Origin of the sequence: Rhizobium sp. 1399, from assembly GCF_031455475.1 — a bacterium.
Classification (GTDB): Bacteria; Pseudomonadota; Alphaproteobacteria; order Rhizobiales; family Rhizobiaceae; genus Rhizobium.
The window spans coordinates 42,161-62,994 of sequence record NZ_JAVDSU010000021.1 but is presented as its reverse complement, the minus strand read 5'-3'; the positions used below and the strand labels follow the sequence as shown (position 1 = coordinate 62,994).

Annotated in this window: 15 protein-coding genes and 1 pseudogene; 9 read left to right on the top strand and 7 right to left on the bottom strand. The window is 58.2% G+C overall.

The window, feature by feature from the left end; genetic code table 11:
• Positions 1–425: 425 nt before the first annotated feature.
• On the bottom strand, positions 426–659 hold the full coding sequence (locus tag J2X71_RS36440) for a hypothetical protein (RefSeq protein ID WP_310390243.1): 234 nt from the start codon (positions 657–659) through the stop codon (positions 426–428).
• A gap of 387 nt (positions 660–1,046) precedes the next feature.
• Positions 1,047–1,715, bottom strand: coding sequence for a hypothetical protein (locus J2X71_RS36435; RefSeq protein ID WP_310390241.1), 669 nt, complete (start codon positions 1,713–1,715; stop codon positions 1,047–1,049).
• Between the two features lie 698 nt (positions 1,716–2,413).
• Here J2X71_RS36435 and J2X71_RS36430 point away from each other — a divergent pair.
• The 6 genes and pseudogenes from J2X71_RS36430 (at position 2,414) to J2X71_RS36405 (ending at position 11,615) form a co-directional block, all read left to right on the top strand.
• On the top strand, positions 2,414–3,412 hold the full coding sequence (locus J2X71_RS36430; RefSeq protein WP_310390239.1) for an NAD-dependent epimerase/dehydratase family protein: 999 nt from the start codon (positions 2,414–2,416) through the stop codon (positions 3,410–3,412).
• Between the two features lie 33 nt (positions 3,413–3,445).
• The gene (locus tag J2X71_RS36425) at positions 3,446–4,624 is read left to right on the top strand and encodes a glycosyltransferase (protein ID WP_310390237.1); all 1,179 of its coding nucleotides are present in this window, start codon (positions 3,446–3,448) and stop codon (positions 4,622–4,624) included.
• Entirely contained in the window at positions 4,618–7,629 is a 3,012-nt protein-coding gene (locus tag J2X71_RS36420; protein ID WP_310390235.1) for a trifunctional glycosyltransferase/class I SAM-dependent methyltransferase/polysaccharide deacetylase, read from the top strand. The genes J2X71_RS36425 and J2X71_RS36420 overlap by 7 nt, the downstream gene beginning before the upstream one ends.
• Before the next feature lie 6 nt (positions 7,630–7,635).
• Complete coding sequence (locus J2X71_RS36415) at positions 7,636–8,721, top strand: glycosyltransferase family 2 protein (RefSeq protein ID WP_310390234.1); 1,086 nt, start codon at positions 7,636–7,638, stop codon at positions 8,719–8,721.
• A complete protein-coding gene (locus J2X71_RS36410; RefSeq protein ID WP_310390232.1) occupies positions 8,718–10,460 on the top strand; it encodes an ABC transporter ATP-binding protein in 1,743 nt (580 codons plus the stop codon). Before J2X71_RS36415 ends, J2X71_RS36410 begins: the two co-directional genes overlap by 4 nt.
• Positions 10,461–10,470: 10 nt before the next feature.
• Positions 10,471–11,615: pseudogene (locus tag J2X71_RS36405) on the top strand (glycosyltransferase family 2 protein).
• Here the strand turns inward: J2X71_RS36405 and J2X71_RS36400 are convergent.
• Positions 11,612–12,526 (bottom strand): DMT family transporter, encoded by a 915-nt coding sequence (locus J2X71_RS36400; protein WP_310390230.1) that lies wholly within the window; start codon positions 12,524–12,526, stop codon positions 11,612–11,614. The pseudogene J2X71_RS36405 and the gene J2X71_RS36400 overlap by 4 nt on opposite strands.
• 297 nt (positions 12,527–12,823) lie before the next feature.
• Between J2X71_RS36400 and J2X71_RS36395 the strand changes: the two genes are divergently transcribed.
• Positions 12,824–14,026 (top strand): ROK family transcriptional regulator, encoded by a 1,203-nt coding sequence (locus tag J2X71_RS36395; protein ID WP_310390228.1) that lies wholly within the window; start codon positions 12,824–12,826, stop codon positions 14,024–14,026.
• Positions 14,027–14,126: 100 nt separating this feature from the next.
• Here J2X71_RS36395 and J2X71_RS36390 read toward each other — a convergent pair whose 3' ends face one another.
• Positions 14,127–15,038 (bottom strand): DMT family transporter, encoded by a 912-nt coding sequence (locus tag J2X71_RS36390; RefSeq protein ID WP_310390226.1) that lies wholly within the window; start codon positions 15,036–15,038, stop codon positions 14,127–14,129.
• A 277-nt stretch (positions 15,039–15,315) separates the two neighbouring features.
• Here J2X71_RS36390 and J2X71_RS36385 point away from each other — a divergent pair, with 277 nt between their 5' ends.
• On the top strand, positions 15,316–16,056 hold the full coding sequence (locus J2X71_RS36385) for an AraC family transcriptional regulator (protein ID WP_310390255.1): 741 nt from the start codon (positions 15,316–15,318) through the stop codon (positions 16,054–16,056).
• 216 nt (positions 16,057–16,272) lie between these two features.
• Here the strand turns inward: J2X71_RS36385 and J2X71_RS36380 are convergent, their stop codons facing one another.
• Positions 16,273–17,274: an NADP-dependent oxidoreductase gene (locus J2X71_RS36380; protein ID WP_310390224.1), complete on the bottom strand. Its 1,002-nt coding sequence runs from the start codon at positions 17,272–17,274 to the stop codon at positions 16,273–16,275.
• Between the two features lie 49 nt (positions 17,275–17,323).
• A complete protein-coding gene (locus J2X71_RS36375) occupies positions 17,324–18,139 on the bottom strand; it encodes an oxidoreductase (RefSeq protein ID WP_310390222.1) in 816 nt (271 codons plus the stop codon).
• 85 nt (positions 18,140–18,224) lie between these two features.
• Between J2X71_RS36375 and J2X71_RS36370 the strand changes: the two genes are divergently transcribed.
• Positions 18,225–18,686: a helix-turn-helix domain-containing protein gene (locus tag J2X71_RS36370; RefSeq protein WP_310390219.1), complete on the top strand. Its 462-nt coding sequence runs from the start codon at positions 18,225–18,227 to the stop codon at positions 18,684–18,686.
• Between the two features lie 126 nt (positions 18,687–18,812).
• On the opposite strand, the gene J2X71_RS36365 is transcribed toward J2X71_RS36370, so the two are convergent.
• Complete coding sequence (locus J2X71_RS36365) at positions 18,813–20,834, bottom strand: beta-N-acetylhexosaminidase (RefSeq protein WP_310390216.1); 2,022 nt, start codon at positions 20,832–20,834, stop codon at positions 18,813–18,815.

The following is a 20,834-nucleotide window of genomic DNA, read 5'->3' as shown; positions in this document are numbered from 1 at the left end:
GCTGATCAACTTGCCCGCTGCAGGTTGACCCGTTCCCGGCCCTGCCCGGAAAGCTCGACGATCGAACGAGCTACACCACTCCCTGGGACATCATCAAAAGCTCTTTACGCAAAGCCGTCCCTCCGATATCTCCGCCGCACGTCAAATCGCCTGCCGAGTCTGTCGGTTTTTGCGCTTTGAGCAACAAAAAGGGCGCTCCCCGGAAAACGGGTTGAGCGCCCTATAAGTTTTCTATGGAGCCGTCGCGGCCGGGGAATACCCTGGCGATCGATTTGGTGAAAGGGATGATGTTCTTCGTCCCCTCGCCCTGGTCGCGTCGACGTTCTGTTCACGGAGTTCAGCGTCAGCCTGTCGCGATCCCCGAGACACCCTCATCGAACATTGCAAAAGGTGCCCTCTACCTCCGGCGTCACTGGGAGGCTTTACTAAGCTGAGAATTTTACCGTCACGCCACGCTGCCGAAAGTAGGCCTGCATGAGCTTCCTACCGGAACGATTGTTCTGCACGAGCCTTGCCGGGTCGAATACGGCCTCTTTCAAACCCTCCCGGACCAACGCTGCCTTGAGGGATGCGATATGTGCGTCGATGTCAGCATTGTCAGACTGAATCGAAACATAAACGCGGTCTATTGCATCTGCTACGGTCGGTTCGGTCAACATTGTACTCCGGTTCATGTTCTCTGGCGTTGTTCGGCCTGACCCTATTATGGTGAAAACTGCTTTCGTCAACCTAGCACGATGCCCTCGGAAGCGATCGGACATCCAAGGCCGAAGACTTCGGGACTTATCCAGCGTCGACACACGATCTTCGCTGGCAAAAAAAGAGGGCCGACGGAGAACCGTGGCCCATTAATTGTGAAGGTTATAAACCTCCAGAGGGGAACAGCTGAAACGACGGAACTGGGAGGAAAGCCGTCGTGTTGCATCAGCTGCAATCGTTATGCTCTTTTTTTGACCAGTTGGAAAACATTTTTTGTGCAATACAGCTATGCAGCGACGGATCATCCGGCCGAAAGTAGCCCGGATCAGTGATGGCATCTTGAATGCTTACTCGGCGTCCTCATTCGCCTTGGGGAAGAGCTGCAGCACATTTGAACCATTCGACGGCGCGACAGGGCCTGCCTTTCGGCGCCGCGAGTTGTTTTCTCCAGCCTTTTGGATAGCTGAAACGAGACCTTCACGCTGGCGATAAAAGTCGGGCTTGGCAGGCAGGGTGAGGTCAAACTCTTCGAGCATACGCTCAATGATGTCCATCGCTTCAGCCGCCAGACCAGCATAACCTTCCTGGCGCCGCTCGAAGAAGCCATCGTATCCGGGCTTGGAAAGGTCGAGACTGTCCAACGCATAGGAAAGGGTCTTTACCCGGTTCGACAACCACAAAATTTCTTCTGAAAGCTCGTGGTCAAGAAGGTCCCAATTTGCGCCCTGTGGAAGCGCAAGGGTTGGATCTGGAACGTGAAACGCGAATTCGCCTTCATCCATGGGATTGAATTCGGGCATGTCGTGAATGGCCGCATAGCTGGCTCCGACAAAGTCATCCAAGGCCAGCACCGTCATCATCGCAAGGTTTCTAGCTTCGGTTTTCTGGGGCCGGTTGATCCCAGACTTCGCAAAGCCAATGACGATGGTAAGCAAGGAACCAGCAGCCAAACCGCCAGCGCCGATGAACGCGCCCATTGCCATGATCCCTTGAGTGGTTTCGAAGAACTGCGTCAATAGTCACCTCGTTGAATGGGAGATGTGAGTTGCATAGAGGCACGCACAGACGGAATCAGCACTTTCCGCTTCAGTTTGCCTTGAACTTAAATGATAGGGAACTCCGTTTCCGCCGGTCCGGCGCCATCGAGCGAACTGACGACATCATGTCATCGGCGACCACAGTTCCTATAAAGCCCCTGGGAATGGTGCTATCGGTGCAACGATCCGATAGCACCTCAAGTGATGTCGACTGGCCTGCCTTTCAAGGACCTAGCTCAGAACTGGCGACAACGCAGAATATCTCTTCTGCGCCGCCTTCGGCTGGCATGAGTCGCGACCCATCTGCGTCCAACATACCTTCCAGCTATGCCCTTGGCTTGGGCCGCAGATCGCGCATCCGTCTCGTTCTTTAAGCGTTTCGGCGTCCACTCAGAGGAAGGTCGGCTATATCGGACTTAAGTCCGTGTTGGCCAGCGCGCAAAAAAGCTAGAACACGATTGCGTTGCTTTTTATCGAGGACATTGAGGTGCGCCGAAGGCGGACGTCAGTATTCTTTCTCTAGAACGGTGCATTGGATGGAGATCATTCTTGGCGCATCGATTTGTATATAGAGGCGTTGCAGAAATCCAAAGTAACCGCCACTCGCCGAACTGAACAATCGAAGTTCTGAACTTTAAATTCCAGAAAAGCGAAACATGTCATCTGCTGGAGAAGTAATGAAGAAGGTGCTTGTAGCAGGCGGAGCTGGTTTTCTCGGATCACATTTGTGCGATAGGCTTTTAAATCGCACCGACATCGAAAAGCTGGTTGTTGTCGACAATCTTTGGACTGGCCGTGAGGCAAATATTTCCCATATCCAGGATCCCCGCTTCCATTTTGTGCAATCCAACGTGGAAGAGCTTCGGACTTCGGATAAGTTTGACGAAGTATATCACCTTGCTTCTCCGGCCTCGCCGCCGTGGTACATGAAGGAACCCAAGAGAACCATTTCGGCAAATCTCATTGGAGCCTTCCGTCTTCTGGACCTTCTGAAAAGAGGAGGCCGCTTCTGTTTCACCTCTTCCTCAGAAGTCTATGGCGATCCACTGGTCTCGCCGCAGCCGGAGTCTTATAAGGGCCAGGTCGATTGCACTGGGCCACGCTCATCCTATGACGAAAGCAAACGCTGCACCGAGTCCTTACTGTTCGAAATGCAGCGCACGCAGGGTCTGGACCTTAAGATCGTTCGGCCCTTCAACGTATATGGACCGAGGACGCGGCCGGACGACGGCCGAGCCGTCTCTAACTTCGTCGCCCAGGCCCTGACCGGCCGCCCCATTACGGTGTTCGGGGATGGCCTGCAGTCCCGAAGTTGGGGTTATGTCGATGACATCATTGATGGCTTTGCACGTTACTTCTGGATGAACGAAACGGATTACAGGGGTCCGCTTAACGTCGGGAACGATCGGGAGATCTCAGTCCTGGAAGTGGCGCAGTATGTCTCGCGCCTGATGGGCGGCATTCCGATCGTCTTCGAGCCCTCGCCGCCGCATGACCCGACAAACAGACGGCCAGATCTGACGAATGCGAAATACGTGATGCCCGAATGGTCGTGCGCGATCAGCTATGAAGAAGGCGTTGCAAAGACTCTGGAGTGGTTCAGGCAGGAGATGAAAATTACCGCGACGGAGGCAGCTCAGGCGGGCTCCCACCGGCTGGCCAAGGCAGGACGCTGAACAGTTCCCCGGCATCTGGCGCAGAGTATACTAATGAGTGACGCCATACCGAGTGACATGAAAGACAATGTCTTTCCTGTGCCCATCCGATACCTGGATCTTTCGTCGGATGACGTTGGTCCGAATGCCCCGGCGATCAGCGCCGGGCTTGTCGTCTTCGTCTCCGCAGGCCTTCCCGTCGGTCAGGCCTATATCGAGGGGTCAGAAATCCCGAACGATCTGGCTGCGCGCGCCGTGTTGCCGGAGACCATCGAACACGCTCGGAATGTGATGCAGGCGCCGATCAGGAACCGCGACGTCAGCCTTCTGATCTGCACCAAGGATCGGCCGGACGAACTGGCTAGATGTCTCGCGTCAATCCCCAAGCAGTCCCTGCCTCCAGTTGAGGTAATCGTCGTCGACAACGCCTCAGCCGGTGATGGTACGCGCCGCGTCGTGGAGGCCGCCGGCGCGACCTACGTACGCGAGAATAGGGTCGGGCTGGACTACGCCCGCAATGCGGCAGTGCGCGCGGCAAAGACCGAGTTCGTGGCGTTTGCCGATGATGACGTCATCCTGCATGAACGTTGGCTGGAAAACCTGATGAAGGCATTCGACCGGCCCGAGATTGGGTGCGTCACCGGACTTATCCTTCCCGGAGAGCTTTCCACGCCCGCGCAACTGATATTCGAGATCCATTGGGGATTTGGCAGAGGTTATAGGCGCCAGGACTTCGGTCCGGACTTCTATCGCCAAGGAGCGCCATACGCGGTACCCGTCGGGCTGATCGGCGCTGGCGCAAGCCAGGCATTCCGGCGACAGGTATTCGACGATATCGGATTGTTCGACGTGCGACTGGACATGGGCGCGGCGGGGTGTTCGGGCGATTCCGAATTCTGGAATCGGCTTCTTCATAACGGCGTCACCTGTCGGTACGAGCCGACGGCGGTCTCCTGGCATTTTCATCGCAAGGACATGAAAGGGCTTGCCAAACAGATCCGTCAATATATGAGCGGTCACGTGGCGGCCTTGCTGGTCCAGTATCAGAACACCGGAAACCTGGGTAATCTGCGGCGCATCCTGGTCTCGTTGCCCCGACACTATCTTCAAAAGTTGGGGAAATGGCTGCGCAAGGAAGCGACCTCGGACAACATCTTTCTCAAGGACGAAATACTGGGGTGCCTGAACGGCGCGTGGTATGTCCTTCGCCGCTGGAACACGCCAGCATGGTAGCCGTATCGAAGCCGGACATATCGTTCCTCATCCCCGCCTATAACGCGGCGGAAACTCTGGCCGACTGCCTGGGCAGTCTACAAAAACAGTCGGTGTCGAACTGGCAGGCCGTGGTCGTCGATGACGGATCGAAAGACAAGACCTGGGACCTCCTCGAAAGCTTTGCGAAAGTGGACAGCCGGATACTGATCCATCGGCAGGCGAATAGCGGCGCGGCCGCCGCGCGCAACGCAGCTGCCGGGTTTGCCACCGCTCCCCTACTTTGCATGCTCGATGCGGACGACTGGCTGGATCCGGCTTTCATCGAAAGCATGTTGCCTGTTGCCGCCAAAGGCCCTCAGCCGGTGATCGCCTTCTGCAGCTATCGCCGTGTCACGCCGGATGGTCGGATGCTGGAGATCGAAACGCCCCCCAATCTGGCGGGCAATCGGGCAAAGCGGGAATTCTCGTTATTTTGCGCCCTGGCCATTCATGCAGTAGTTTTTCCCAAAGACCTTTTCGTCCGGCTTGGCGGTATGGATGCCGAGCTGCAGACCTGCGAGGACTGGGATCTCTGGCTTCGCATCGCGTTTGCAGGAGCTGAATTCAGGCAAGTCGACCAATGCCTTGCCTTCTATCGTATGAAGGCCGGTTCGCTCTCGCGCGATCCCTATAAAATGGTACGGGATACGATCCGGGTTACCAGCAGAGCGCAGGTCCTGCGCATGAACGGGAATCGGTCGGCGAACGATGAGCATGCACTGTGGATGGCGCCGGCTATCGCGCAATTGCGAATGCTCGCCTGGGCCGCTTCAGCAAACCTATGTGTGGGAGCCGATTTAGCCGCGCTAGCAGAGCTTCTTCCGGAATTTCCCAACGCCGCGGGTTATGAAAGCTTACTAGCCGCGGTGATATTGCATGGATTGCAAACAGGGCTGGCAGTTGCGCATGCCGCCGATCTTCTTGATGTGCAGGAGCGCTGGAAACCAGCATTTTTCGACATTGTCCGACTGATTGAGCAGCACTCGCTGGCCGGGACCGGGCGGCGGCTGAAAGAACTCGTTGTCTGGTCGGTCTCGGCGGCGGATATGTCGCGCTCCTTCGTACTTGAGCATCTGCAAGTGGCTGTCGTCGATACGGACAAGCTGATGCCTGTAGCCAAGGTGGACGAGGCCGATACGCTGTTGCTGCGGGTCTTTTCCGCAGGGCGACATGTCGGGACCTATGTCGGCCCCCTGTGGGGAGACCTCTCTGTTCGCGCTCAACTTAGGCTCATCATCGATGAGCTGGGGGCCGGAGATCACGTGCTCGCGCCTTCGACCTTTTCTTATGCCAGCTCCTGGGCAGTCGAAGCCGTTCGCAACGCCAGGGCTTTGGGCAAAATCGTCTGGCAGCGGCGGGGGCGCCGGCGGCAGCTCAATCAGCTCTCCTACGCGATACGCCGGAACGTGCTCATCAACTCTGCGGCGAAGGTGTCTGGCGACAATGACGCGCGCTTCTTGGAGGTGCATTCATTCTATAAGCGGAAATTCGCCGGGCCAGTTGCCAAGACGCGCGACGCGCCTCCCGAAACGGCAGACACGCTGCCGGTTCTGCCGGAAGTCGCAACGAAAGAGGAATATTGGGAACGCGTTTTTGAACGCCCGGACCCGTGGAACTATCTCTCTGTCTACGAGCAGGTTAAATATGAGCAGACACTGAGCCTTGTTCCCGAGGGGGTTGGTAGAGCGCTCGAGCTCGCCTGCGCGGAAGGGATATTCACAGCAAAGCTTGCACACAAGGTCGGTTTGCTGACGGCAACGGATATTTCCCGTCGCGCCATTGAAAGGGCATCCGAGAGATGTCGGGACTGCCAGAACGTGGAGTTTCGCGTTCTGGATTTCGTTGAGAGCGAACTTCCGCCCGAGCAGGATTTGATCGTCTGCTCGGAAGTCCTGTACTACATGGACGATGAGAGGATCCTGGAACAGGTCTGCCGGAAGATTGCGGCGGCCCTGAAACCGGGCGGCGGCCTTGTCACCGCGCATGCGCATATCCGTCGCGACGAACCCGACCGAACCGGTTTCGACTGGAATAACCCGTTTGGCGTGGGCACGATCAGGAAGGTTCTGTCGAACCTGCCTGATCTGGTGCTAGAAGAAACGATCGAGACCGAACTCTACGCGGTCCATCGGTTCGCAAAGCGCAAGATCGCAATACCGACCCTGCGGATCGAAACCCATGGCGTCCCTCTCGATGCCGATGTGGCCAAGCACATCATCTGGGGGCCGGCCGGCGTCGATCGCGGGGCGGCATGGACGAACGAGGTCACGACTTCGGTTCCTGTACTCATGTATCATAGAATTGCGCTCGACGGGCCGGACGCACTCCGTCGATTTCGAGTCGCGCCGGAGGTCTTCCGCAAGCAGATGCAGTTTCTCCGGCGGGAAGGCTATTATACTCTGACGGCTCAGGGCCTGGCAGCACTGTTGCGCGATGGAAAACCCATCCAGGGACGTCCCGTCGTCCTGACCTTTGACGACGCCTATCTGGATTTTCTCACCGACGCCTTCCCTATTCTGGCTGAGAATGGGTTCGGCGCGGACGTTTTCGTGGTGACAGACAAGGTCGGCGGCCGGTCGGATTGGGATGCCGCCTACGGCGAACCAGCCCCGCTGATGTCCTGGGCCGATATCCGAATCCTGCACCGGGAAGGAATTTGCTTCGGATCTCATCTGGCGTCGCACAGGCCCGCAAGCTCGCTCGACAACGCTACATTGCTGGGCGAAGCCGCTGTATCGCGTAATACGCTCGAAAACCAGCTGAAAGAGGCTGTCACGTCCATCGCCCTACCCTTCGGCTGCACCGATTTCCGCGTCCCCAGCATCCTTGCTCACACCGGTTACGAGATCGGCTTTTCGACAAAGGCTTCAAGGGTGAGCTCCGCCGACCCTGCACTTTTCCTGCCGCGCCTTGAAGTTCGCGGCGACCTTCCGCTTACGGCCTTTGCCGAACTGATGGGCCAACCCGATGCGTTCATTGGATAGCAAGCGATGAGCGCGTCCTTCCTCCCTTTGGTCACGGTCGTCATTCCGGCTTATAATGCCGAGAAAACGCTTATTGACACGCTTGAGAGTGTATCGAACCAGACCTATGAACGCCTAGAAATCCTCGTAGTGGATGATGGCTCACGTGACAAGACCTGCGAGCTGGCAAGTGAATATCGCTTCAGGGATCCGCGTGTCAGGGTTCTGCGTCAGGAAAATGGAGGCGTTGCGCGTGCCCGCAACCACGGGATCCGAAAGGCGACCGGAAGCTATATTGCTCCGATCGACGCTGACGATCTCTGGCACCCCCGCAAGATCGAACTGCAGGTCCAAGCATTGGGAAATTTTCCGGAAGGACGAGCGGTCGCCTACAACTGGTATGCGGCAATCGACGCTGATGATGTGATATTCAGCCATTCGAAACCCGTGCTGTACAAAGGCGACGTGTTCGAAATCATGGTTTTGGAAAACTTTATCGGCAACGGCAGTACGCCGCTCATGCCTCGTGCGGATGTCCTGGCATGCGGTGGCTATGATCCGGCACTGCGTGATCAAAAGGCGGAGGGATGCGAAGATCTGAAGCTTTATCTCGCACTCGCCGAGAAGCTGCCCTTCGCTGTGGTTCCTGATTTTCTGACCGGATACCGGTTCAGTCAGGGGAACATGTCGAGCAATGCGTATTGCATGTTGAAATCTCATGCCCTGGTGATGGCAGAGGTCAAGACACGCTACCCACACCTTGCCGCCACCGCCAGCGCTGCGGAATTCAACACGGCGCGATGGTATTTCAACAGGACAATTGCTAGCGGAGACCAAGACCAGGTCAGAAAACTGGCGCCGATGATTGCCAGACGGTTCCCTCTAAAACTCGCTGTCCATGCTGCTCGCCTCCTCTGGCGCGCGGCTAAACGTCGAGCGCGGCGATTAGCAAATCGATTGCCAAGGCGTCCAACACCGTCTGCCCGGCCGATAACAGACGGGACTATGAAGATCGCATTTCCTGAAAATGGTACATCGTTCCATGATCATGTTGAAGGAGTTGCTGCCGGACGAGCTGGTGGGTTCACCACGCCGCGGGCGGGTGATGCGTGACGACTATGCGAAGATCCGTTTCCGGCAGGCCGACAGGCGCCTTCGACCAGGTCGTCGCGGCCCGTTTCCGAGAGCTTCTACAACTCGTTCCAGCGCTTCGGATGAAGACCGCGGTGATGATCGTGATCGGCATCCTGAGCGGCCTAATGGAAATGGTCGGAATCACCCTTCTTGTCAGCCTCGTTTTCCTTCTTGGCCAGCAGAGTCCTGCTTCCGAAGTGGCAGTCAGTTGGCTTCCCGCATTTTTTGGTAAGTTCGATTCCGCGATCTCGAAGCCGATGTTGGTCACCATCCTCGTCTGTGCCATTGTCCTCAGGATCGTGCTGGGCTTTGCCAACTCCATTATCGCGGGGACCGTCAGCCATCAGATCAGCAATCGCATCCGGCACCGTCTTTATTCAAAAATCCTGACGATCCCGTTCCAGCGCTTTCAGGATTACGAGCGTAGCGACGTGATGAATGTAATCGCCGCTGAATCCTATTCCGTCGCTTCGGCGCATGCGAGCTTGGTTCGCGTCGGGATCAATCTCGGGACCATCATTATCTTCGGCGCTGGAATGTTGGTCATGGCATGGCCGATTGCGCTGCTCGGACTCGTCTTCGGAATTGTCCACAACCTGACGCTCGGCCTGTTTGCCAATGCTTATCGGCGTGTCGGCGAGACCGCTCTTTCGGCAGTGGAGGATTTGGCGCAATTAACATGGACCACCCTGCAGACGTTAAAGGCGGTTAAAAGCTTCGGCCTGGAAACACGCTACGAGAGGATTTTTGAATCCCTTTCCAAAGATGTCGGGCAAGCTATGTCCCGCTCCGACCGTTTGGACGCGGCAACGTCGCTACTGAGCGAGGCGCTGACATTCGGTGTGATTGTAACAATCATTCTGTCTTCGCAGTTTCTTCCGGTGGATTTCCGCGCAGCATTATCGGCCACCGTCCTTCTCTACAGGCTTCAGCCGCATATCAAGGAGTTCGACTCCCAGATTCTTCGCCTTCATGCCATGGAAGCCTCCTTGCAAAACGTTCTCAAGATAATTTCCGAAGCGGACGATGCCCGACAAGCTTCTGACGGGGAAGAGTTGCGACATCTGCAAGGCGAGATTGCTTTCCACGATGTTTCCTTCTTTTATGAGCCCAGTAGCGTTCCCGCTGTCAGCCATGTCAGCTTCTCGATTAAAGTCGGCGAGACGACCGCGCTGATCGGCCCAAGCGGCTCTGGCAAGACGACGATCCTCAACATGGTTCTCGACCTCATCCAGCCGACGGAGGGTCGCATCACTCTCGACGGCAAGGATCTTTCGACCATCGAACGATCAAGTTGGTTGCGGCAGTTGGCCGTGTCGGGCCAGGATGTTGAACTTATGGAGGGCTCGGTCCTCGACAATATCCGCTTCCGTCGCGAGATTTCCGAAGAAGATGTTCGTTGGGCAGCCGATATGGCCTGCGCGACTGAGTTTATAGAGAAATTACCTTATGGCTACGACGAATGGCTGGGCGATGAAGCAATAAGACTTTCGGGTGGCCAGCGGCAGCGCATCGGACTGGCGCGGGCGCTTGCCGGCCGACCTGAAATCCTGCTCCTGGACGAAGCCACCAACGCGCTTGACGAGGCGACCGAGGCGCGGGTGCTCTCCCTTCTGCTCAAGGAGTATCAGAGCCGGACACTGATTATCGTCAGCCATAGATCGTCCGTTGCTAGCCTGATGAAGCGTCAGATCTGTCTCGTCCCGCCAGCAGCATAAGGAATAATCAATGGATCGAGGAGACGCTTTTTATTCCACCCAGCCCTTGGTTTCGGTGGTCATTCCGGCCTTCAACGCTTCCGCGTATATTGAGCGCACGCTTCGATCCGCTGCACGCCAGACCTATACCGCCCTGGAGATCATTGTCGTCAATGACGGCTCCACGGATGACACGGCACAACTGGTCGAGCAGATAGCCATCACGGATTCACGCATCCGCCTCCTGTCCACACCAAACCGCGGTGTCGCTGCCGCAAGGAATACCGGAATCGAAGCATCATCAGGTCGATTTGTAGCATTCCTCGACGCCGACGATCTCTGGCACCCGACGAAAATCGAGAAGCAGGTCAACGCTCTCAATCGCTTATCGCCGCGATGGGCTGCGGTCTATGTGCTGCGTTATATCATCGATCAGGACGACGAGATCATTGGGCTCGGCGGATCCAAAATCGCAAGGGGTTATATCTATGCCCGGCATCTGAATTTCAAATATATAGGTAACGGAAGCGCGCTGCTCGTCCGACGGGACGTTACGCCTGAGATCGGTGGGTTTGATAGCTCATACGCAGCAGCAGGTATTGGAGGCTGCGAAGACGTCGATTTCGAACTCAGGCTTGCCGCACGTTATTGCATGGAAGTCGTTCCCGAACGCCTTGTGGGATACAGAAAATATCCCGGCAACATGTCGTCAAATTACACGCGAATGGCTCAAGGTCTTTTGGAAGTAATCAAGCGCTCGATCGCCGCAATCCGCGGCTTCCCAGATACGCAGCCAGAAGCGCTATCGCGCTCACTCAAAAATATGCATTCCGGCAGTACAGAAAGGCGGGGAATCTGCATCTGTCAATGGTGACCGCTTGGGCGATTTTTCAAAACCCGCGTTTTATGCTCAGTTTCGTAAGGCAAGCCATCCTACTTGTCATGAAGCAGCGCCATGCTCCCAAGCCAGGAATGGCGCGTGGTATGTTGAACAAATTAAAATTCGACGAACAAATCATCCTTTCGCCTGTTGAGGGCGCGGAAGAGACCCCCTCCTCACGACGTCATCTGATGCGACTGACTGCTGTGGATGCCAGGCTGAGTTCAATCCGTGAGAGCGATGAGCGGGCAGATTTCCCCAGCGGTGAAATCACCACAAGACCGTGTGACCCCTAATGGCCATCGGGTGGAACGTCGGCTTTGGGCGTGACGTCCACGATGTTCTTGCGATGGAAGATGAAGAGGCCTGCGAGAACGATGATGACGGAGCCGATCAAAATCTGGCTGTCCGGCAGCTCGCCGAAGAAAATATAGCCAAGCACGATTGCCCATAAGAGCAGGCTGTATTGCAGCGGTGCAAGCAGGGAGGCTGGGGCAAGCTTCAGCGCGCGCGTGATCATCATATGGGCGCTGCCCGCGACGATGCCTAGCGCCAGCATCGCTACGAAGTCGAGGATGGACATGGCCCGCCAGTCACCCACGCTTAGAACTAGACCCGTGACGAGGGCGCCGACCGTCTGCCATGTCACAAGCGTGGCGTCACCAGTTTGGCGCAGCCGACGGCCGAGGATCAGCGTCAGCGCGAAGGAAAGGCTGCCGATCAGGCCGAAGATCGACGGCCAGGATAACATGGCCGTCGAAGGTCTCAGCGCTATCACGACGCCGATGAAGCCTATGATGACGGCGAGCCAGCGGCGCCAGCCGATCGTTTCACCGAGGAAGAAGTGCGAAAGGGCGGCTACATAGATGGGGCCGGCCATGTAGAAGGTCATGACGTCGGCGAGCGGAAGGTAGGCGACCGCGGCATAGAAAAATGCGACATCCCCCGTCGTCAGGATCACCCGCAGGATCTGCAAGGGCACACGCTCGACCTGAAATAGCGAGCGAGGTCCTTGCCCGGCAATCATCGGTGCAAGGATCAGAAAGGAGCCGAGCGAACGGATCACCAGGACCTGACCGACCGCAAAGCTCGCCACCAGCCATTTGCCCATGGCATCATTGAGCGAAAACAGGAAATCGCCGAGAAGCATCAGCAGCACGCCAAGGAGTACCGTGTTTCCTGCGGTGCGGCTGATGCGCAAATTCATGATTCGTCCCAATTGGTTAGGCTTTCCACCTGCCATAGAACTTCATCCTGGCGCCGTCGATTGCTGGCAGGCGACTTTCATGACCGATCTCCTATCATGCCGGGGAATTCGACACCTGTCCGACGCCGTCAACAGCATCGATCTCCGCGACACAGCCGTTAAAGTGATACTTTAAGAACCGGCGAAACAATCGGTATCAATTGTCGGCGCGATCACATTGAAAAGACTGGACACTTCTCCCCTTCCCCACATGGTCGTCTTGTGGCAATGGTGATACTCAACCTCCATAAAGACATCATGAAAGCGATTTCAGGCACCAATCTCGAGCAGGCCAAGTCACACAACAGGCGTGTCGTGATTGAGGCTATCCGTACCAACGGTCCGCTGTCGCGCGCCGCGATCGCCCGTATGACCGCGCTGACGGCGCAGACAGTCTCGAACATCGTCGAGGAATTGCAGCGTTCTCACCTGCTCGTGCCAGCAAAAGCGCAGAAGCTTGCGCGTGGTCAGCCGATCATTCCCTACTCGATCAACCCGCACGGTGCCTATTCGGTCGGCCTCGAACTTGGCCGCCAGCGTGCCAGCGGTGTGCTGACCGATCTCTCGGGCGCCGTCTGTGCGCGCATCGAGCGTCACGTCGAACATCCCGATCCCGAACAGGCGATGCCTGTCCTCGGTTCTATTGTCGAGGATCTGCAGCAAGCTTTCTCCTTCGATCGCAACAGGCTGCTCGGTGTCGGCATGGCCCTACCCGGCCGCTATGCGGAAGGAGGGGTCACATCGCTCAGCCCGCAGAACCTGCCCGGTTGGCAGGACTTCCCAGTCGGTTATGAGCTGGAACGGCGCGTCAAAGTGCCGGTGCTTGTCGAGAATGACGCAACGGCGGCTGCCATCGGCGAGCGCCTGCATGGTGTTGCCCGCGGCTTCAGCAGCTTCGTCTATCTTTTTCTTGCCGGCGGCGGCGGCATCGGCGCCGGCATGTTTCTCGATGGGCACCTCTACAAAGGCAGCCGGCAGAATGCCGGCGAGATTGGCCACATCATCGTTGAGCCGCATGGCCGGCTCTGCAGCTGCGGCAAGCGCGGGTGCCTCGATCGCTACGTATCGCCGACTGTCGCATATGAATTCATGGGCATTGCGAATGCTGAAGAGCTTTTGCCAGATGAACTCGATGCGCTGATCGCCAAAGGCGGCGACGGTCTGGATGCCTGGCTGGACCAGGCCGTCCAGCCGCTGCGGCAGACCGTCGATTTTCTGGAACTGGCCTTTGATCCGCAGACCATCGTGCTGGGGGGCAGCATATCGACATCGCTGATGCAGCGGCTCGCCGAGCGGCTGGAGCCGCTGCACATTCCGATCGACCCCAGCCAGAAGCGGACCATTCCTCGCGTCATGATCGGCATGACCGGCAAGGATACGGCAATTCTCGGCGCCGCCGCCCTGCCGATATTTTCCGAAACCAATCCGCGCTTCGATGTTCTGCAAAAGCCCCTCGGCTGAGCCGAGGCTCATTGGTCAGGTCACCGCCACAGCTCCGTTCGAAAAGAAGATGTTTACGCGGCGGTCATCGAAAGTATCGATGACCGCCCTATCGGCGCCCTCAGGAGGCAGACGGCCTCGCATCGGCTTGGTGCGGGGGACGGGCCAGAGGTCGCGCAAAGATGACCACGTTCCCGAGAAGCGTCAGCGCCAGGCCGATGAGGCCTAGACCGCTCCAGTGGTAACCCTCGAAAACAGTCGATAGCGACAGGGCGACGATTGGGAACAGGACGGTGGCATAGGCAGCGCGTGAGGAGCCGATGCGCGATACCAGCATGAGATAGGTGGTGAAGCCGATCACCGATCCGATCGCCGCGAGATAGAGCAGTGCGGCAAGATAGGTGATGTTGGGCGGCGCCACGATCGGCGTTTTCGTCACGGCAATGAGGAAGAGGAGGATGATCGCGCCATAGGTCATGCCCCAGGTATTGGCGATAAGCGGTGAGATTCCGGCAGCACTGTTTCGACGCGATGCCATATTGCCCAGCGAGAAGAACAGCGTGCCAAGCGCCGCGAGCCCGATCCCTTTCAACGTACCCATATCGAAATCGACGACAACGTCCTGTCCGAAAAGGAGGAGAAGGCCGATTGCTCCGAGCGCGGCTGCGAGAAGCGTGCGGCCTGTAATGCGGTCGCCGAAGAAGAGGCGCGCATTGACGGCATTGTAGATCGTTGCGAGCGAGAAGATCACGGAGATTAGCCCGGACGGGATCGAGGCGGCTGCGCTGTAGAAGCATATGAAATTGAGGCTGAACAGGCAGAGCGCTTGCGCAAGAATGAAAGGCTGATCGCGCAAGGCAGGGAGCCTGAGCCGCCGCATGACAGCCAGGATGGTGACAAGGATCACTGCTGCGACCGCAAATCTGTAAAAGACCGAGACCAAGACCGACACGGGGCCGACCTGCATCGCAATGGCGATCCATGTCGTCCCCCATATAAGGACGGTCGCGATGAAGAGAGCGGCATTTGCCATGGAGTGATCCTCGTTTTCCCGACCGATAGGCGAACCGCGAGCAGGCCTCTTGCAGATTCTTGCTATGAAATCGATCTGCCTAGACTTCCGGCTCGCCATGCGGGTCGTCCGCCGGTATTATTCACACGGCATGGTCAGGTGTGGGGAAGAATTGGTGAAATATAATCACCCCTCGGTTTTCAGGTTTTTGTCCGCATCTCCCACTGCGCGGATGTCACAGTCTATCGATTTGGGGTTCGGGCGATCAGCTGCCATCTGGAGCAATGCACACGACAGGATGAGCTATCAGCGGCCGAACGGTCATACGTTCAGTCTTTATCTGAGGGGTGGCGCGGGAACGCGTCGCCTGGATGGCAGCCCCACCGCGCGCGGTCGGCCGGGAGTCCTGTGCATCATGCCACAGGAGCACTCGTCCGAATGGGAAATCTCCGACTTCTCCCAATTCGTCCATCTGTATGTTCCCGATGATCAGATGCGCCGGATGTTTGCGGAGACGTTTGACCGCGATGCTCGGCTTATGGCCCTTCCCGAAGTGACCTTCGCAGATGCACCCGCCTTGGCGCGTACGCTTCTTCAGATGACGAAAGCGATGGTGGCGGGCAGTCATCTGCAGGCTGAAGAAGCGATGACACAGACGATCAACGATTTCTTCGTTGATCCGCGTTATGGAGGGATGCGTCCCTGCACGATCAGCGGTGGGCTCGCTCCTCATGTGCGGCGCCGGAGTCTGGAGTACATCGAGGCCCATCTCGATGAGGCAATCCGCTTGCAGGATCTGGCGGCGATCGGGCAGCTCAGCGCCTTTCATTTTCAGCGGATGTTCCGAGCAAGTTATGGTGTGTCCCCGCATGGCTGGGTGGCCCACCGGCGTGTCGAGCGCGCCAAATCGATGCTGTGCGGCACGGACCCAATCGTGCAGATCGCTTCGGCCTGCGGTTTCAGCAGCCAGAGCCACATGACACGGGCATTTAAGCTGGGCACAGGCGTCACACCCTCTGCCTACCGGCAACGACAGTGAAGTCCCTTCGCTTGACAAGTGTTTGTTCGTTGTGGCGAGACGGCAGCCTTGATCTCTGACGGATAACGCCGGCGCTGGTACTTCCGCTGTTTTCGGCCGGGTACCCATAGCTATCGACGCGGATGCCTGCGCACTTCTTTTTTCCGAAACCAATCCGCGCCTCGACGCCTGCAAAAGCCGCTCGGCTAAACCGAGCGCTCTTCGGCCTTCCAGACCTCACTTCACCGCGATTACGACCTTGCCTTTCGCGCGGCCCGTTTCCACATAGTCCAGCGCCTCGTTGGTCTTCTCGAACTCGAAGGCCCGGTCGATGACGGGGCGGATGGCGCCTGCCTCGATCAGCGAGGTGATCTTGCCGAGCTGAGCGCCGTTTGCGGTCATGAAGAGGAAAGAATAGCCGATCCCCCGGTGTTTTGCTTTCCGCCTGATGCCGAAGCTCAAAAGGCGCATGACTTGCCGCAGCAGCCAGCCCGAGCCGTTCTCCTTGGCGAAATCGGGATCGGGCGGACCTGATATCGAGATCAGCCTGCCGCCCGGCTTCAGAACGGCGAGCGATTTTTCCAGCGTATTCTTGCCGAGGCTGTTCAGCACGACGTCATAGCCCGTCAGCACCTTTTCGAAGTCGTCCTTCTTGTAATCGACCACCACGTCAGCGCCGAGGCTTTTCACCAGATCGATGTTTGCCGTGCTAGTGGTCGTCGCAACATGGGCGCCGAGATGTTTGGCAAGCTGGATGGCAACCGTGCCGACGCCGCCGGAGCCCGCATGGATCAGTATTCTCTGTCCCTTCTGCAGTTTGGCACGCTCGACCAGAACCTGCCATGCGGTCAGCGCCACCAGCGGAATCGACGCGGCCTCTTCCATGTTGAGATTGGCAGGCTTCAGCGCGACATCGGCCGCATCGATGGCGATATACTCGGCAAACGTCCCGATGCGATCCTGGCCAGGCCGCGCATAGACCTCGTCGCCCGGCTTGAACTGCCGGACATTCGCCCCGACCCGGACCACGACGCCCGCGACATCATTGCCGAGCACCAGCGGAAGCCGATAGGGCAGGATGAGCTTGAATTCCCCGTCCCGGATCTTGGCATCCAGCAGGTTCACGCTGGCAGCATGGATCTCGACCATCACGTCGTTTTCACCCAGTTGCGGTTCGGGGCTGTGGCCGAGCCTGAGGGCGCCGCCTTTCTTGTAGCGATCGATCAGCAATGCTTTCATTGGACGAACTTTCGTTTCTGTGGTGAGCCGGCACAGCGACAAGGCAGGCTCAGTCGGGAAGCTTGTTGAATTTCCGGAGGTTCCTGTCGACGAAGGACTCGGGCAGAAAGCGGCGGATAAAGCGCACCTGTCCCGCGGCCTTTCCGGCCGTGTAGCGTCTCTTTGGCGATGGCGCATTGGCGGCTCGGACGACAGTTGCGGCCACCACCTCGGGTGCATCGCCCTTCGAGATGATTTCGCGCATCAGCTTTTCGGCGTCGGCGCGTACCGCATCATAGATGGCAAGCGGCCGGTCCGGCCGCGTGATGTTCTCCTCGAAGGAGGTACGGGTGACGCCCGGTTCGACGAGCACCACACGGATGCCTTGCGTGCGCACCTCGTGGTCGAGGGATTCCGAGTAGCCTTCGACCGCGTGCTTGGTCGCCGCGTAGAGCGCGTTAAAGGGAGCCGGGATCAGCCCGAGGATCGAGCTTAGGTTGACGATCCGGCCGCTGCGTTGCCGCCGCATCACCGGCAGTACCGCATTCGTCATCCGTATGGTGCCGAAGACGTTGACGTCGAATACGGATTTCGCCTGTGCCGTCGTCGATTCCTCGGCGCCACCAAGCAGGCCGATCCCGGCATTGTTGACGAGAAGATCGATCCGCCCTGCCCGGCTCAGAACCTCGTCAACGACGCCCTGCACGGATTGATCGTCGATGACATCGCAGATCAGCATCGTGATCCCGTCGGCGGTATCGGGCATCGACCTTCGGCTGGTGCCGAACACACGGTAACCGTCGCGCCGCAGCGCTTTCGCCGTCACCAGCCCGATGCCGGAGGACGCCCCGGTGACCAGGGCAATGCCGCGTTCTCTCTTGCTCATCTCTGCCTTTGTTTTGTCATGGAACATCGATACGCATTCTGTTACTATTAAATTGATAGCAAGTCACTACTAAAAAGATATCGACATGAAAAAACTCTCGGATCAGCCCTGCCTTATCGCCCGCAGCCTGGCGCTCGTGGGCGATGCGTGGAGCATGCTGATCATGCGCGACGCCCATGCCGGGTTGACCCGCTTTGATGATTTTCGAAAAAGCCTCGGCATTGCCCCGACGATGCTGACGGGGCGGCTGTCATCGCTGACGGAGGAAGGGCTGCTGGAAAAACGTCGCTATTCCGAGCGCCCGCCGCGCGACGAATATGTGCTGACAGAGGCCGGCCGCGACTTTTTACCAGTTCTGTTTGCGATCGGCGCATGGGGCCGCAAGCACCGCGGCGGCGGCGAAGTCACCCGCTTCTTCGATGCTGAAACCGGAACCGAGATCGATCCCGTCACCATCGATCGCGCAACCGGCGCTCCTGTTGGAACCCGCCCCATTCGCATTGCCGAACCCGGTTTCGCCGCTCCACCGCAGGATCAACAGGACTGACTGCCGGCGCAGGCTTGCTTCGGTGGGTCTGCGACGCTCAAGCTCGCAGCTTGAGAGCAATGTCCGTATCCATTGCCATCACCGTCTCCGGTGATGGCAAAAATGATCCTCAATCCTAACCCGAGCTTACGACTGCTGCAGCCCGTAGAGCAGCGGCATCAGCCCAGCGAGCGCCCTGAAACGCTCCCACGACTTGGACGACGGTTTCGTCCAGCCCGTTTCGGCAAGCGCGGACAGGCGCGGAAAGACCAGCCGATCGAAGACGGCGCGATCGGTCATCGGTTCGGACCAGATGCAGGCCTGAATGCCGCGAAGTTTCTGCTTCTGGGTTTCCGTCCAGCCGCCGACCGGGTCGAACGTGTAGATCTTCTCAGCATCCGACGTGCCGGCCCAACTGGCGCCCGGCTCATCCCAGTCGGGCCGCAGCGCCATGTCGAGATAATAGACCTGCCCCGGGCAGACGACGATCTCATAGCCACGATTGGCAAGTTCGGCCGCGACTTCGACATTGCGCCAGCTGCAAAGATAGCTCTTCGATTTGTCGATGACGTCGCCATGCGCCGCTTCTTCCCAGCCGCCGGTAATGCAGCCCTTGGAGGCGAGGAAGTTCTGAATGCGCTTCAGGAACTCTGCCTGCAGGAAGGCCGCACCCGAACCATGGATATCATCAGCGCCATGCGTATTGGTGATGACGTTCAGGCGCTTGGCATGCACATCGGCAACCTCATCACCGGCGAGGGAACGCAGCTCCAAGAGCGCCTCCGGCGAGCCCGACCATGCGCCGAGCGGTACTTCGTCGGCGCCGATGTGGATGGTCTTGAAGGGGAAAAGCTCTATGAGTTCCGAAAAGATCGTTTCGATGACCTCATAGGTCTTTTCGCGGGCGGGATTGATGCAATTGTCCGGAAAGCCCTGAACCGAATAGTAGCTGCCGGCCTCTTGCGGATCGCGCAGTTCCGGTATGGCCTGCAGCATGGCGTAGCAATGGCCGGGTATGTCGATCTCCGGCACGATTTCGATGCCGAACCCTTGTGCGTAGGCGACAATCTCGCGAATGGCAGCCTTGGTATAGTAGCCGCCGGTGCGGGCCGGGCTGGAGCCGAGCAGCGGCGGCAGGGCAAGACCGTGACCGCGCCACGCACCGATTTCGGTCAGTGCCGGATAGGCATCGATCTCGACGCGCCAGGCTTCGTCATCGGAGAGGTGCCAATGGAAACGGTTGAGCTTGTTCCAAGCTAGCACCGCCATCAACTTCTTGATTTCTGCCTCGCTATAGAACTGGCGGGCAACATCGAGATGCAGCCCGCGCCAGCCCATCGACGGCTCATCCACAATCTCGCCCGAGGCGGGGAACTGGAAGGTTCTCGGATGCAGGCGCGCACCGCGCCAGATCTGCCCGAGCGTCACAAGGCCGTAGAGAAAGCCGGCGCGACTGCTCGCCTCGATGGTGATCGCCTCGCCTTCGAAGCTCAGCCGATAGGCTTCGGGGCCGAAACCGGCAGTCTTCTTCAAGCTGACGCTTGAAGCGCCTTCCGCGGCAGTGCGGATGATGCCTTCGACAGCGAAGAGATGGTCGACCAGCGCCTTGAAGCTGTCGGCAGCCGCTTTTGCGTCCGGATCGTCGGCCTGCAGCGAAAACCCGGCCGGCAAGGGCTGGCGCGAGCCGACGGCGACGTGGTTCGGCCAGGGAATGATTGAAACCTGAACGGGCACAGTGGCAGGTACCGGAAAGATCTCCGCGCCACGCTTCAATGGTGCATTGCTGTTGGAAGACCGCGTCGGCTCGAGCCCAAGCGAAACTGTGCTGCCGTCGGCAAAGGCCAGATAGGCGCTCGTTGCACCATCCGTCCAATGACGGAACTGCCAGCTCAATGCATGGACGGAAATCGTCCAGGTCTCGCCCCTATCGAGAACGAAGCCTTCCGGAGGATGAAATTCGGTGAAATTTGACAGCCTTTTTGAAACCGTCGCACCCTCGACGCGACCGGCGGGATCGACCCGCCCGGGGCCGCTGACGCAGAGTGAGAAGCCGGATAGCGGCTCGGCGTTGAGGTTCTTGAGCTGCAGGACATAGGAAAAATCCTTGCCCTCGGCCGGCGGATTCCAGACTGTTTCGAGCCGCAGGGCCTGAGGTCGCGGTGTGGACAT